Annotated in this window: 13 protein-coding genes; 9 read left to right on the top strand and 4 right to left on the bottom strand. The window is 64.8% G+C overall.

The features are described from left to right. Positions 1–197 precede the first annotated feature (197 nt). Positions 198–1,601 (top strand): MATE family efflux transporter, encoded by a 1,404-nt coding sequence (locus tag LB535_RS05935; RefSeq protein ID WP_224631523.1) that lies wholly within the window; start codon positions 198–200, stop codon positions 1,599–1,601. A gap of 39 nt (positions 1,602–1,640) precedes the next feature. On the opposite strand, the gene LB535_RS05930 is transcribed toward LB535_RS05935, so the two are convergent. The 4 genes from LB535_RS05930 to speB form a co-directional block, all read right to left on the bottom strand. Next, the gene (locus LB535_RS05930; RefSeq protein WP_224631522.1) at positions 1,641–2,288 is read right to left on the bottom strand and encodes an amino acid ABC transporter permease; all 648 of its coding nucleotides are present in this window, start codon (positions 2,286–2,288) and stop codon (positions 1,641–1,643) included. After that, positions 2,285–2,953, bottom strand: a complete 669-nt coding sequence (locus LB535_RS05925; RefSeq protein ID WP_224631521.1) for an amino acid ABC transporter permease — start codon at positions 2,951–2,953, stop codon at positions 2,285–2,287. Before LB535_RS05925 ends, LB535_RS05930 begins: the two co-directional genes overlap by 4 nt. Before the next feature lie 76 nt (positions 2,954–3,029). Next, complete coding sequence (locus tag LB535_RS05920) at positions 3,030–3,830, bottom strand: transporter substrate-binding domain-containing protein (protein WP_224631520.1); 801 nt, start codon at positions 3,828–3,830, stop codon at positions 3,030–3,032. 139 nt (positions 3,831–3,969) lie between these two features. After that, positions 3,970–5,025, bottom strand: a complete 1,056-nt coding sequence (gene speB / locus LB535_RS05915; protein ID WP_224631519.1) for an agmatinase — start codon at positions 5,023–5,025, stop codon at positions 3,970–3,972. 212 nt (positions 5,026–5,237) lie between these two features. Here speB and gcvA point away from each other — a divergent pair, with 212 nt between their 5' ends. The 8 genes from gcvA (at position 5,238) to LB535_RS05875 (ending at position 14,094) form a co-directional block, all read left to right on the top strand. Continuing rightward, entirely contained in the window at positions 5,238–6,212 is a 975-nt protein-coding gene (gcvA, locus tag LB535_RS05910; RefSeq protein ID WP_224631518.1) for a transcriptional regulator GcvA, read from the top strand. A gap of 189 nt (positions 6,213–6,401) precedes the next feature. Next, positions 6,402–7,706 (top strand): nicotinate phosphoribosyltransferase, encoded by a 1,305-nt coding sequence (pncB, locus tag LB535_RS05905; RefSeq protein WP_224631517.1) that lies wholly within the window; start codon positions 6,402–6,404, stop codon positions 7,704–7,706. A gap of 183 nt (positions 7,707–7,889) precedes the next feature. Beyond that, positions 7,890–9,332 carry a hypothetical protein gene (locus LB535_RS05900; protein ID WP_224631516.1) on the top strand — a complete coding sequence of 481 codons (1,443 nt, stop codon included), beginning with the start codon at positions 7,890–7,892 and terminating at the stop codon, positions 9,330–9,332. 154 nt (positions 9,333–9,486) lie between these two features. Beyond that, entirely contained in the window at positions 9,487–10,791 is a 1,305-nt protein-coding gene (locus tag LB535_RS05895) for an ABC transporter substrate-binding protein (protein WP_224631515.1), read from the top strand. Between the two features lie 16 nt (positions 10,792–10,807). Then, complete coding sequence (locus LB535_RS05890) at positions 10,808–11,689, top strand: branched-chain amino acid ABC transporter permease (RefSeq protein ID WP_224531644.1); 882 nt, start codon at positions 10,808–10,810, stop codon at positions 11,687–11,689. Further along, positions 11,686–12,648, top strand: coding sequence for a branched-chain amino acid ABC transporter permease (locus LB535_RS05885; RefSeq protein WP_224631514.1), 963 nt, complete (start codon positions 11,686–11,688; stop codon positions 12,646–12,648). Before LB535_RS05890 ends, LB535_RS05885 begins: the two co-directional genes overlap by 4 nt. Continuing rightward, a complete protein-coding gene (locus tag LB535_RS05880; RefSeq protein WP_224631513.1) occupies positions 12,645–13,373 on the top strand; it encodes an ABC transporter ATP-binding protein in 729 nt (242 codons plus the stop codon). The genes LB535_RS05885 and LB535_RS05880 overlap by 4 nt, the downstream gene beginning before the upstream one ends. Continuing rightward, positions 13,366–14,094: an ABC transporter ATP-binding protein gene (locus LB535_RS05875; protein ID WP_224631512.1), complete on the top strand. Its 729-nt coding sequence runs from the start codon at positions 13,366–13,368 to the stop codon at positions 14,092–14,094. Before LB535_RS05880 ends, LB535_RS05875 begins: the two co-directional genes overlap by 8 nt. Positions 14,095–14,307: the final 213 nt, after the last annotated feature.

Raw genomic sequence — 14,307 nt, 5'->3', positions numbered from 1 at the left:
CCGTAGCAGCCCCCGGCCGGCAAATGAAAGAGGCGTCGCGGAATCCCGGCTTCGCCTGGATCAATCGCTAGCCGGACCTCTGCCCTTGCCATGATGTCGCATTTCGTTCACAAGGCGACGCAAATGGCGCCATTTTGCGCCGTGTGTGCGGCTTCCGGCCCTTTGGCCGACGCGCCGTGTTCTGAAAGAGCGGAACAATGTCTGCGATCGAAGCCGGCGCTCGCGCGCCGGAAAACCTTTGGCGTCAGGAAATCAGGGCAACGATCGCGCTCGCCTGGCCGATGGTGCTGACCAATCTCGGCCAGACCGCTATGACCGCGACCGACGTCATGATGATGGGCCGCCTCGGGGCCGATACGCTCGCCGCAGGCGCGCTCGGCTCCAATCTCTATTTCATGCCGCTGATCTTCGGCCTCGGCCTGATGCTGGCGACCTCGCCGATGATGGCGACCGAGCTCGGCCGCCGCCGCCATTCCGTGCGCGACCTGCGCCGCACCGTGCGCCAGGGCCTGTGGCTGGCGATCCTCATCTCGATCCCGATCTGGATTTTTCTCTGGCATGGCGAAGCGGTGCTTCTGGCCATGGGCCAGAAGCCGGAGCTCGCGCATGAGGCCGGCATCTATCTGCATTGGCTGCAATGGGCGGTGCTGCCTTTCTATGGCTATATCGTGCTGCGCTCCTTCATCTCGGCGCTGGAACGGCCGGGCTGGGCGCTGATCATCGTTTTCGTCGCGGTCGCCTGCAACGCCTTCTTCAACTGGGTGTTCATGTTCGGCAATCTCAGCGTCAGGTCGATGGGCATCGCCGGCTCGGGCCTCGCCACGACTTTGTCCAGCACCCTGATGTTCGTCGGCCTCGCCGCCGTGGTGATCAAGGAGAAAAAGTTTCGCCGTTACCGTCTGTTCGGCCGCTTCTGGCGCGCCGACTGGCCGCGCTTCCGCGGCCTGTTGAGGCTCGGCCTGCCGATCGCTGGCATCCTCGCCTTCGAGGTGACGATCTTCAACGCAGCGGCCCTGCTGATGGGCCTGATCGACGCGGATTCGCTGGCCGCCCACGCCATCGCCATCCAGATCGCCTCGATCTCCTTCATGGTGCCGCTCGGTCTCAACCAGGCGGTCACGGTCCGGGTCGGGCTGGCGCATGGCGCCGGCAACCCGGAAGGCGTATCGCGCGCCGGCTGGACCGCCTTCGTCATCGGCGTGTCCTTCATGGCGCTGATGGGATTGGTGATGATTCTCTGGCCGCACACGCTGATCAGCGCCTTCATAGATCTTGCCGATCCCGCCAATGCAAGGGTGATCACGCTTGCCGTCTCGTTCCTTGCCTTCGCCGCGCTGTTCCAGATTTTCGATGGCGCCCAGGCCGTTGCGGCCGGCATGCTGCGCGGCCTGCACGACACGAAGGTGCCGATGATCTACGCCGCGATCGGCTATTGGGGCGTCGGCCTGCCGCTCGGCGTGCTGCTCGCCTTCCATTTCGGCCTGAACGGCGTCGGCATCTGGATCGGCCTGGCCTCGGGACTGGCCGTGGTGGCGGCGCTGCTGCTCGCGCGCTGGCTCAGGCGCGACCGCATCGCGCCGGCGCTCGCCTTCGGGCATTGATCGACAAGGCTGCGGGTCCAGTCGGCAGCCTTCGTCGGCTCAGCGCGCCCCCGCGCGTTGCTCCAGCCGCCGTGCGTATTGCGTCAGCGGGAAGCACATGACGAAAAAGATCAGCGCCACCAGCCCGTAGACCTTGAACGGCTCGAAGGTCGCATTGTTGATGGCGTTGGAGGTCCTGACCAGTTCCTCGAAGCCGATGATCGAGGTCAGCGCCGTCGATTTGATGAGCTGCACCAAGAAGCCGACGGTCGGCGCGCGGGTGATGGCGAAGGCCTGCGGCAGGATGATCAGCCTGAGCTCCTGCAGATAATGCAGCCCGAGGCTGGCGCCGGCGTCCCACTGGCCGCGCGGCAGCGCGTCGACGCCGCTGCGCCAGATCTCGGCCAGATAGGCGCTGGCGAAAAAGGTGAGGCCGAGCGCCGCTGCCGTCCACGGTTCGATGCGCAGCCCCAGCATCGGCAGGCCGAAGAACATCAAAAAGAGCTGCATCAAAAGCGGCGTGCCCTGGAACAGCGCGATATAGCCTGACGCGATCCGCTTCACCCACTTGTTCTTGGCGATGCGAAAGAACAGCACCGCCAGCCCGACCAGCGCGCCGCCGACGAAGGCGGCGAGCGACAGCAGCACCGTCCAGCGCGCGGCGAGCAGCAGATTGCGGACGATGTCCCAGAAGGTGAACTCGATCATGACACGCCCGCCCCCAGAACACGGCGGCCGCCGCCGACCAGCAGCCGGCGCAGCCCCATAGACAGGCCGAGATACACCATCGTCACCACGAAATAGGTCTCGAAGGCGCGAAAAGTGCGCGCCTGCAGCATGTCGGCCTCATAAGTCAATTCGCGCACCGCGATCTGCGACACCACGGCCGATTCCAGCATCATGATGACGATCTGGCTGGTCAGTGCCGGGTAGATCACCTTCAGCGCCTGCGGCAGCACGATCTTGACGAACACCTGGCGGGGCCTGAGGCCGAGCGCCAGCGCGGCTTCACTCTGGCCGCGCGGCACGGCGTCGAGCCCGGCGCCGACGATCTCGATGGTATAGGCCGCCATGTTGAGCGTCATCGCCAGCATCGCGGCCAGGATCGGGTCGAGCCTGACGCCTAGGCTGGGCAGTCCGAAAAAGATGAAGAACAGCTGCACCAGGAATGGCGTGTTGCGCATCACCTCGACATAAATGCCGATCGCCAGCTGAGGCGGCTTCGGGCCGTTTCTCTTGCCGGCCGCGCCGAGGATGCTGAGGAACGTGCCCGCCAGCGTGGTGACGGCGATCAAAAGCAGCGTCATCGCCGCGCCGCGCGCAATCATGCCCGCCGCACCCGCAAGCCAGCCGAAGTCGAGGCTGTAGCCCATGGCGATTGACCTTGTTGGAGGTGCCTGACCGAAGAGAGGGTTCGGCGCCCCTTACGGCGCCGAACCGGTAGACAGATCAATCCTTGAGGTTGTCCGGATTGAGCGGCGTCTTCAGCCAGGCCTTCGAGCTCTCGTCCAGCTTGCCGTCGGCCAGCATCTTGGCGACCGCGTCGTTCACCGCCTTCTTGAGCCGGTCCTCGTTCTTGTTGAGGCCGATATGCGAGGGCGAGGTGAGCAGCTGGAATTTCTGCTCCGGCTTCAGCGCGTCCTGCTTGGCCAGCACCTGGGCGCCGACATCGTTGCCGACGACCATAAGCTGAGTCTGGCCGGAGATGAAGGCCTGGATGACGGAATTGTAGTTGTCGAAGCGGCGGATGTTGGCGGAAGCCGGCGCCGCCTGGGTCAGCGAGGTGTCCTCCAGCGTGCCACGATTGACGGCGATCGACTTCTCGGCGAGGTCGTCCTTGCCTTTGACGGCAAGCTCGGCCGGGCCGATGACGGCGATGTAATAGGGCGCGTAGGCGGCGGCGAAATCGATCACCTGCTCACGCTCCTTGGAGTAGCCGACGCTCATCAAGATATCGACGCGCTTGTCGGTGAGATAAGGAATGCGGTTCTGGCCGGTGACGCTGACCAGGTTGAGCTTCACCTTGAGTGAATCGGCGATCGCCTGCGCGACGTCGATGTCATAGCCCTTGATGCTCATATCGGCGCTGGCCGAGGAGAAGGGCGGGAAGTCGGAGAAGATGCCGACATTGATGGCGCCGGCCTTGGTGATGTCGTCGACGGCGTCGGCCTTCGCCTGCGTGGCGAGGCCGGCGGCGCCGAGCATTACAGCCGCCGCGATGGCGGATTTCAGTGCGTTGCGAAGTAACATTGTTATTCCCCTGCTGGAAGCTTGTTGTTGAAACCGGTCGCCGGCTCCAGCGCGGCGGCCGTGTTGGCAGAGCATTCCAGAAAACGCGGTTTAGGCTTGGCGACTTCGCCATGGCTTCCGTCTGGAATTGCGCGAGGCATCAGCCCTTCTTGATCGCCGGACTGAACACCATCAGGCTCAGGATCTCGAACAGGACCTGGGCGCCGACATGGGCGGTGTTGGTGGTCGCGTCATATTGCGGCGCCACCTCGACCACGTCGCCGCCGACGATGTTGAGACCCTTCAGACCGCGCAGCAGTTCGAGCACCTCGCGCGTCGTCAGCCCGCCGACTTCCGGCGTGCCGGTGCCGGGCGCGAAGGCCGGATCGATGCTGTCGACGTCGAAGGAGATGTAGGTCGGACCGTCGCCGACGATTTTCCGAGCCTTCTCGATGATGGCAGGAATGCCGAGCCCGGTCACCTCCTCGGCATGCACGACGGTCATGCCGGACTCGTAGGTGAACTCCCACAGATATTCCGCCGAGCCGCGAATGCCGATCTGGATGGTGCGCGAAGGGTCGAGCACGCCGTCCAGCACCGCGTTGCGGAACGGTCCGCCATGGTGGAACTTGGTCATGTCGAACAGCCCGCTGGTATCGCAATGGGCATCGATATGGATCATGCCGACCGGGGCTTTCTTGCCGACCGCCTTCAGGATCGGATGGCTGATCGAATGATCGCCGCCGACGGAGAGCGGCAGCACGCCGGCGTCGACGATCTGATTGGTCCGCTTTTCAATGTCCTCGTGGCTGATCTCCAGCCGGTAGCGGCTGCGGAACGGCGTGTCGCCGATATCGGCGACGCGCAGCTCATGCGTCGGCGCGCATTCCAGCACATGATTGTAGGGGCCGATGCGCTCGATGGCGCGCAACGCGCGCGGCCCGAAGCGCGAGCCGGGACGGTTGGTGACGCCGAGATCCATCGGCACGCCGATCATCGCCACCTGCAGGTCGCCAAAATCCGGATTGTCGGCCGCGATCTCGCGATAGGGCGCGGCGAGGAAGGTCGGGATGCCGGAATAGGGGGCGAGGCGTGTGCCCGACTTGTTGAAGATCTTGTCGGCCACCTTGCGGAATTTCGGGTCGAACATCTCGCCGCCATGGCTCTCGCCATATTTGCGGCGCAACGCTTCGAGCTTGCCGCGATCGTAACCCATGTCCGGTCCTCCTGCCTGCCTGCAGCGCTGCCCGCATGTGCGATTTGCCAAGCCAGCCTGTTGTCCGGCTGGATCGTTGTCCGCCGCTGCGTTGCGGATTCCGCGTCTCTTGAAGCTGTTCCGGGCAAAAGTGTCGGGCAGCCGCTTTGAAAAATCAATTGATATTGTTAGGGTCCTAGCTGTGAGAAAATCTCACAAAAGAGGAGCTCCTCATGGCCAAGCGCCTGCCGCCGCTGAACCCTCTGCGCGCCTTCGAGGCCACGGCGCGGCACGCCTCGCTGACCAAGGCGGCGGGTGAGCTCAATGTCACGCATGGCGCCGTTAGCCACCAGATCAAGGCGCTCGAGCAGTCGCTGGGCGTGAAGCTCTTCGAGCGCAGCGGGCAGCGCGTGAAGCTGACGCCGCATGGCGCGGAGTTCCTGCCGGCGGTATCGGCCGCCTTCGACGGCATCGCCGCCGCCACCCAGCGCATGACGCGGCCGGCAAGCGCCGGCGCGCTGTCGGTCTCCTGCGTGCCGGCGCTGCTCTTGCTCTGGATGACGCCGCGGCTCGGCTCCTTCACGGCGCAATATCCGGACATCCAGCTGACGCTGATCCCGTCCAACGATCCCAAAGACATCCGCGCCGCGGACATCGACGTCTGCGTGCATTATGGCGACGGCAGCTGGAGCGACTGCTGGATACGCAAGTGGTCCGGCCTGGAGCTATTTCCGGTTGTCAGTCCGACGCTGATCAACAACCGCCCGATCCGCAGCGTCCGCGACCTCGCCGACCACGTCTTCCTGCATGGCGACGATGGCCGTGAATGGCACACCTGGCTGGCCGCCGCCGACGCGCTCGATCTGGAACGCGGCCGCCGCCACCGTCTGGGCGATGCCCGCATGGCGACGGAGGCCGCCGTGCACGGCCATGGTGTGGCGCTCGGCGATTCCGTCACCGCGCGCGCCTTGCTCGCCAGGGGCATGCTCGTGGCGCCCTTCAGTTTGTCGGTTCCGGCGGTCGACGATTTCTACGTCGTCTGCCGCAACGAGATGCGCTCGGCGCCGATCGTCCAGCTCTTCATCGACTGGCTGTTCGCCGAGAAGGAGCAGGACGAGGCCCGCGCCGATGCGCCGGTCGCCGGCCGCGTGCCGAGCCGCAGAAAACGCCCCGCCCTCAAGGTCATAGGCGCCAGGACCGCATCCTGACGGCTGGACTTGCAAAGCTGCTTTTTGTCGGGCCAGCTTGCAAAGCAGCAAGCGCGTTCGAAAATACGGTGCTAAGAGGCAGTTGCTAAAGCAATTCCGCGCAACGGGGTTCCGTCCGGAATTGATCGAACAAGGATTTGAAGCGTGGCGCCCGCGTTCCCGTGCGTTGTGCTTTATGGGTGAGCGAGCATGGCAAAGACCGATATAGCGCGGCGCGTCTACAACCACACCTGGAAGCTCGACCCGATCGTCCGCAGCCTGCTGGACACCGACTTCTATAAGCTTCTGATGCTGCAGATGATCTGGGGCATGTATCCCAAGGTCGATGCCACCTTCACGCTGATCAACCGCACCACCTCGGTGCGGCTGGCCGATGAGATCGATGAGGGCGAGTTGCGCGAACAGCTTGACCACGCCCGCACCCTGCGCTTCTCGAAGAAGGAAATGATCTGGCTGGGCGGCAACACTTTTTACGGCCGCAAGCAGATCTTCGAGCCGGAATTCCTCGCCTGGCTCGAGGATTTCCGCCTGCCCGAATACGAGCTTTCCAGGCGCGACGGCCAGTTCGAGCTCTCCTTCGCCGGGCCCTGGATGTACACGACGCTCTGGGAAATCCCGGCACTTGCGATCATCAACGAGCTGCGCTCGCGCGCGGCGATGCGCTCCTTCGGTCCGTTCGCGCTCGACGTGCTCTATGCCCGCGCCAAGGCCAAGATGTGGGCCAAGACCGAGCGGCTCAAAGCGCTGCCCGGCATCCGCATTTCCGACTTCGGCACAAGACGCCGCCATTCCTTCCTGTGGCAGCGTTGGTGCGTCGAGGCGCTGAAGGAAGGCATCGGCGATGCCTTCACCGGCACCTCCAACGTCCTTCTGGCCATGGATAACGACCTCGAGGCTTTGGGCACCAACGCGCATGAATTGCCTATGGTCTTCGCCGCCCTTGCCAATTCCGAAGAGGAGCTGAGGCAGTCACCCTACAAGGTGCTGCAGGACTGGCAGCGCTACTATGGCGGCAATCTGCTGATCGTGCTCCCCGACACTTTCGGCACCGCCGCGTTCCTGCGCGATGCGCCGGACTGGATCGCTGACTGGACCGGCTTCCGGCCGGACAGCGCGCCGCCGATCGAAGGCGGCGAGAAGGTCCTCTCCTGGTGGCGTGAGAAAGGCAGGGATCCCAAGCAGAAGCTGCTTATCTTCTCCGACGGCCTGGAAGTCGAGACCATCGAGGAGACCTACAAGCATTTCCGCGGCAAGGTGCGCATGTCCTTCGGCTGGGGCACCAACCTAACCAATGATTTCGAGGGTTGCGCGCCGACCGAAACCAAGAGCCTCGACGCCATCTCGCTCGTCTGCAAGGTCAGTGAAGCCAATGGCCGGCCGGCGGTGAAGCTGTCGGACAACCCCGCCAAGGCGACTGGGGACGAGAAGGAGATCAAGCGGTATCTGAGGATTTTTGGCGAGAAGGGCCGGGTGGAGCAGCTGGTGAAGGTGTGAGGCTTAAGGCCCGGACGAATGGAATTCCCGGATAAGCGGAGTTCCTTCGCGCCCCCCTCTGTCCTGCCGGACATCTCCCCCTCTAGGGGGGAGATTACGCTGTCATCTCCGCTTTCGCCAATCTCCGACGTCGCAGGAGGAGAGCTGGCGCCGAAACTGCTAATCTCCCCCCAAGAGGGGGAGATGCCCGGCAGGGCAGAGGGGGGCGCCGTAGAGCGCCAACGTTGGAGGTTGGCCTTTCTCGCAACTCCCTTGGCGGCCACTCTCCCGACGCCCGCCTTCGCCCATGCCTCCGACCGCGGCCACGTCCTGCTCCTCCCGACCGGTTACTACATCGCCGGCGGCGCGCTGGCGGTAGCCGTCAGCTTCCTCGTCCTGGCCCTGCTGCCGGCCGCTGCCCTCGGCAATTTCTGGCGTCGGCGCCTACCCCTGTTTGCCTTCAGCGACACCCCCCGCATTGTCGTCAGCCTGATTTCCTTTGCCGGCTTTGCGCTTCTCGTCGCCGCCGGTCTCTCCGGCAGTCGCGACCCGCTTTCCAACCCTCTCCCACTCGTGATTTGGACGCTGCTCTGGGCCGGCCTCACCCTGCTGCAAGGCATGCTCGGCGACCTGTGGGCGTGGCTCAACCCATGGTATGGGCCCTGGCGCGTCGTGAGCCGGCTTGTGGGCGACCGATGGAGCGAAGCCCAGCCGTCACATCTGCCGTTAAGACTCGGCTACTGGCCGGCCTTCGTGCTGTTCTTCGCCTTCGCCTGGTTCGAGCTGATCGATCCGGCACCCGACGATCCGGCCCGCCTGGCCCTTGCCGCCGGCCTCTACTGGCTGGCCAGCTTCGTCGCGATGCTCATCTTCGGCTACGACCCCTGGAGCAAGCGCGGCGAATTCCTCACTGCCTTCTTCGCCATGGTCGCCCGCTTCGCGCCCGTCGAGCGCCTCGATGGTCGGCTCTCGCTCTGCTGGCCCGGTGCGAAGCTGCTTGCCGGCGACCCGCTGCCGCTGAGCGGCACGGCTTTCCTCCTGCTGGCGCTGTCTTCGGTGTCCTTCGACGGCCTGTCGAAGACCTTCTTCTGGCTCAGCCTGTTCGGCGTCAACCCGCTGGAATATCCCGGCCGCACCGCGCTGGTCGGCATCGGCAGCTTCGGCCTCGTGCTGACCCTTGTCCTGCTCGCGGCGGTGTTCGCTTTGGCCGCCTTTCTTGGACAGCGCCTCGCCGGCGATGCGCAGTCGTTCGGAAAAGCCGCCGGCCTGCTGGTCTGGTCGATCGTGCCGATCGCGCTCGCCTATCATATCGCGCATTACCTCACCGTGCTCCTGGTCGACGGCCAGTATGCGCTGGTCGCGCTCTCCGATCCTTTCGCGCTCGGCTGGAACCTGTTCGGTACCGCCAACAGGATGGTCGAGGCCGGCGTAGTCGCCGGCGCCGAGTCCGCCTGGTGGCTGTGGAACCTGCAGGCCGGCGTCATCATCGCCGGCCATGTGCTGGCGGTCCTCGTCGCACATGGCCTTGCCTGGCGTCTCCATCCTCAGCCGTCGCGTGCCGCGCTCAGCCAGCTGCCGCTCACGGTGCTGATGATCGCCTACACGATCTTCGGCCTGTGGCTGCTTGCCACGCCGACGGCGGGATGAGACAAGGGCCGCCGCCATGACGCGAGGGAAGCTAGCTTGCCACGTCGCGGCTTTGGTGATTTAGTTTGTACACATGCAATTTTCCCATCCTTCGGAAGGGGATGGCTTAGCCGCCTTATCGCTGGTCAAGACTGAAAAAAACAGGGGAACCGACATGGCTGACAAGAACGGATTTTTCGACCTCTCCAAGACGACGCTGTCGCGCCGCACCGCGCTGAAGGGTATCGCCGCCGGGGCCGGCCTGGCGCTGGCGCCGGGCTTTGTCCGTTACAGCCAGGCGCAGAGCTCGGCGCCGATCAAGATAGGCTTCCAGTTGCACCGCACCGGCATCGGCGCCGCCTATGGTCGCTGGTACGAGAAGACGAGCGCCGCCGCCGTCAAGGCGATCAACGACGCCGGCGGTATCGGCGGCCGCAAGGTCGAGCTGGTCATCGAGGATGACGGCACCGATCCGGCGCGCGGCGCCGAGGTGGTCAACAAGTTTGCCAAGCAGCACAAGACCGACATCGTCTTCGGCACACTGTTCTCGCATGTCGTGATCGGCTCGGCGCCCGCCGCCGGCGAGAACAAGATCCCCTATTTCGTCGTCAGCGAAGGCCATCACGTCGCTTCCACCAAGCTCAACCGCTACGTCTTCCAGCCCGGTATCACCGACGTGAAGAGCCAGATCCAGTCGATGGCGCCGTGGATCGCGGCGAACGCGGGCAAGAAGGTGACGCAGATCTTCCCCGACTTCGCTTTCGGCCACGACCATCGCGACTACCTGCCGCCGGCGCTGAAGGCGCAGGGCGCCGACGTGATCGCTCAGATCGCCATCCCGCCGACGGAGTCGTCCTTCACGAAATATTTCCCGCAGATCCCGGCCGAGACCGAGGTGATCTACCATGTCATGGTCGGCCCTGCGGTGCTCACCTTCGTCAAGGAGCTCGGCGAGTTCTACGGCTCGCAACGGCCGCAGCTCTTCGGCTTCATCGACTCGCTCGAAGCCGTCGACATCAACAGCCCCGGCCTCGAATTCCTCGACGGCAGCCATTTCTGGGAAGGCTCTCCGCGCTATGCGCAGCCTGACGATTCTGCCGCGCAGAAAGCCTACCGCGCCGCGGTCGGCATCGACGACAACGGCGCCGCGGTCGGCGACCCCAAGGACGTCTCCACCGCCGCCCACATGTTCGGCTGCTGGGAAACGCTCTACGTGGTCAAGAAGGCGATGGAGGACGCCGGCTACAAGGGACCGGAGGATCGCGCCAAGCTGGTCGAGGCGACCGAGGCGCTGAAGGAATTCGCCGAAGGGCCGGAGCATCCGCAGGGTCCAAAAACCTTCAACGGCAAGATCCACCAATGCTTCGGCATCCAGAACATCTCCAAGGTCGAAGGCGGCAAGCTCAAGGTCGTCCACAAGACCAAGATCGAGGACGGTCTCTACGAGCCGGAAGGGGATTACACGACGCAGGCGCTGTGAGCTTGTCTCATAGCCCATGCACTTCGGACCCCATCTCCTCCTCGCCGCCCTCGAAGGCCTCGTCACCTCCGCCGTGCTGGCGCTGACGGCGCTTGGCCTGTCGCTGGTGTTCGGCGTCATGCGCGTCGTCAATGTCGCGCATGGCGAGTTCTTCATGCTGGGTGCGGTGCTCGCCTGGGCGGTCTCGACGGCGATCTCCGGCCACCCGGCGATCGGTTTCATCGCCGCGCTGGTGATCGCGCCCTTGCTGGTCGGGCTGGTCGCGCTGATTGCCGAACGCCTGGTGCTGCGCCGGCTCCACTACAATCCCGAAGGCACCATCGTCGCCACCATCGGCATGCTCTACATCATCCAGCAGCTGGCGCTGACCTTCTATGGTCCCGAGGCGCGCCCGGTCGAGCCGCCTTTCAGCTACCGCATTCTCCTGCCTTGGTTCGGCTATTCCGGCTACAAGCTCTCGGTGGTCGCCGCCTCCGCCATTCTGCTGGTGATCACCTGGCTGGTGCTGACGCGAACGAAGATCGGCCTGATCATGCGGGCAACCCAATATGACCGCGAGACGGCGCAGGCCTTCGGCATCCCGGTCGAGCGCGTCTATGCCGGCGTCTTCGCCATCGGCGCCATGCTGGCGGCGATCGCCGCGGTGCTGATCGTGCCGATCAGCCAGGCGCATTACCTGATGGGGCAGGATCCGCTGCTCTTGTCCTTCATCGTCGTCATCATCGGCGGGCTGGGATCGCTCCGCGGCACCGTGGTGGCCGCCGTCCTGATCGGCCTTTCCGACGGCATCATCTCGATGTTCTTCTCGCCGACGCTGGCCAAGATCATCGCCACGCTGGTCGTCGCCATGGTGCTGGTGTTCCGGCCGCAAGGCCTGTTCGGGACTACGCCGCGATGAGGGATGCTTCACCGGCAAAGACCTACGCCCTGCATATCGGCGTCATCGCGCTTCTCTTCGCGCTGAACTTCGTCCTGCCGGACTACCACCAGGGCCTGTTCGCCCGCATCATGGCGCTCGCCGTCTTCGCCATGGGCTACAATCTGCTCTTCGGCTATGTCGGCCTGCTCAGCCTCGGCCATGCCATGTTCTTCTCGGCCGGCCTCTACGGCGCCGGCTTGACCGTCTATCACCTCGGCTGGGGCGTGCCGGCAGCTTTTGTCGCCGGCGTCGCCTGTGGCGCGCTGCTCGCCTTGGTCATCGGCCTGCTGGCGCTGCGCACCTCCGGCGTCGCCTTCATGATCGTCACCATGATGTTCGCTCAGGTCTTCTATCTGCTCATCCTCTATTTCGCCGCCTGGACGGGCGGCGACCAGGGCTTGGTCATCCAGCAGGCGTCGCGGGTGATCGCGATCGGCGGCGCATCCTTCGACCTGACCGACCCGACCGTGCGCTACATGAGCGCGCTGGCGCTTTTCTCGATCATTCTGCTCGTCACCTTAGCCGTCGTCCGCTCCCGCTTCGGCCGCGTGCTGGTCGCCATTCGCGAGAATGAGGAGCGCACCAAGATGCTCGGCTACGACACGGTCGCCAACAAGCTCGCCGCGGTCGTCGCCTCCGGGGCCATCTGCGCGGCCTCGGGCGCGGCCTATGCGCTGCTGTTCGGCTATGTCGGCTCGAGCTTCGCTTCCGTGCAATATTCCATCCTGCCGCTGCTCTGGGTGCTGCTCGGGGGTGCCGCGACCACGCTCGGGCCGCTCGTAGGCACGCTGTTCATGTATTATGTCACCGACATCACCAGCGGCTTCACCTCCGCCTATCTGCTGATCGTCGGCGTGGCGCTCATCCTGTTGGTGCTGTTCTTCCCAAAAGGCATTCTGGGCAGCATCCGCGAGCGCTGGCTGAGGTGGCTGCCATGATGCCGCTGCTCACCACCAAGGGCCTGTCGCGCCATTTCGGCGGCCTGCGCGCCGTCGACGGCGTCGACTTCGCGCTGATGCCGGGCGAGATCCGCGCCATCATCGGCCCCAACGGCGCCGGCAAGACCACCTTCGTCAGCCTGCTCTCAGGCCGCATCCGGCCGTCCTCCGGAATGGTCGTCTTCGACGGCGCCGACATCACCGCCATGCCGGCCTACAAAAGGGTTCGCCTCGGCGTCGCCTATACGTTCCAGATCACCAGCGTCTTCGCCAATCTCACCGCCTTCGACAATGTTGCGCTGCCGGTGCAGCGCACGTTGACCGACGGCCGCACGAAGGGCCAGGTGAGAAGCGGCGTGATGGCGGCACTCGAGCGGACCGGTCTCGCCGACCGCGCCGGCACGCTTGCCGGGCAGCTTTCCTATGGTCACCAGCGCCTGCTCGAAGTCGCGATGGGCCTGGCGCTGAAGCCGCGCCTGCTGATCCTCGATGAGCCGACGCAGGGTCTCGCCGACAGCGAGATCGACAATTTCATCACGCTGGTGCGCGAGATCGCCAGGGACGCCACGGTGCTTTTGATCGAGCACAACATGCCGGTGGTCATGCAGCTTGCCGACCGCATCACCGTCTTCAATTCGGGAAAGATCCTCGCCGAGGGAACGCCGGGTGAGATCCGCGCCAACACGCAAGTTCAGGATGCCTATCTCGGAGCGACCCATGGCTGACTCCGTTAGAACCAATGGCGGATTGCTCACCATTTCCGGCCTCGATTGCTTCTATGGCGAGGTGCAGGTGCTCTACGGCCTCGACCTCATCCTCAACGAAGGCGAGGTGCTTTGCCTGTTCGGCCGCAACGGCGCCGGCAAGACGACGACGCTGAAGGCGATCATGGGTGTGGTGCCGGCGGCTGCCGGCTCGATCAGGCTGGACGGCAAGGAACTGACCGGGCTCGCCGCGCATGACGTGCCCAAAGCCGGCGTCGCCTATGTGCCGCAGGGCAGGCGGCTTTTCGCCGAGATGACGGTAGCGGAAAACATCGAGATCGGTCTGATGGCGCGCGGCAAAGGCAAGCAAACCCGCGAGAGCGTGCTCGATCTCTTCCCGTTGCTCAGGGAGCGGCTGAGGCAACGCTCTGGCACGCTCTCCGGCGGCGAGCAGCAGATGCTGGCAATGGCCCGCGCGCTCTGCCTCGAGCCGCAAGTACTGCTGCTGGACGAGCCGACCGAAGGGCTGATGCCGTCGATGATCGCCAAAATCCGCGAGACGGTGGCGAAGCTGCGCGAGCTCGGCGTCTCGACCATCCTGGTCGAGCAGCGCGTCGACGCCGTTCTGTCGGTCGCCGACCGCGTCTCATTCATCGAGAACGGCCGCAATCGCGAGACGGTAGAGGTCGAAGCACTGCGCGCCGATCCGTCGGCGGTGCGCAGGTATGTGGGGGTGGGATAGGGCGCCGAGTGCGCGTCGGTGCCAAGACTGTCGGCGGCTGCGCTGCCCCTCATTGCCCTACCGGGCATTTCTCCCCGTGAACGGGGAGAAAGAAGCTGGCCGCGACCTCGGCGGTCATTCTGCAACGTTGGTGATTGGCGAAATCGGCGATGCCAGCCCCCTTTTCCCCGTTCACGGGGAGAAGATGGCGGCAGCCAGATGAGGGGCAGCGCC

It is taken from the genome of Mesorhizobium sp. CA10 (genome assembly GCF_020165285.1).
GTDB lineage: Bacteria > Pseudomonadota > Alphaproteobacteria > Rhizobiales > Rhizobiaceae > Mesorhizobium.
Note: the sequence above shows the minus strand (reverse complement) of the source record. Positions and strands in the feature narration are given on the sequence as shown.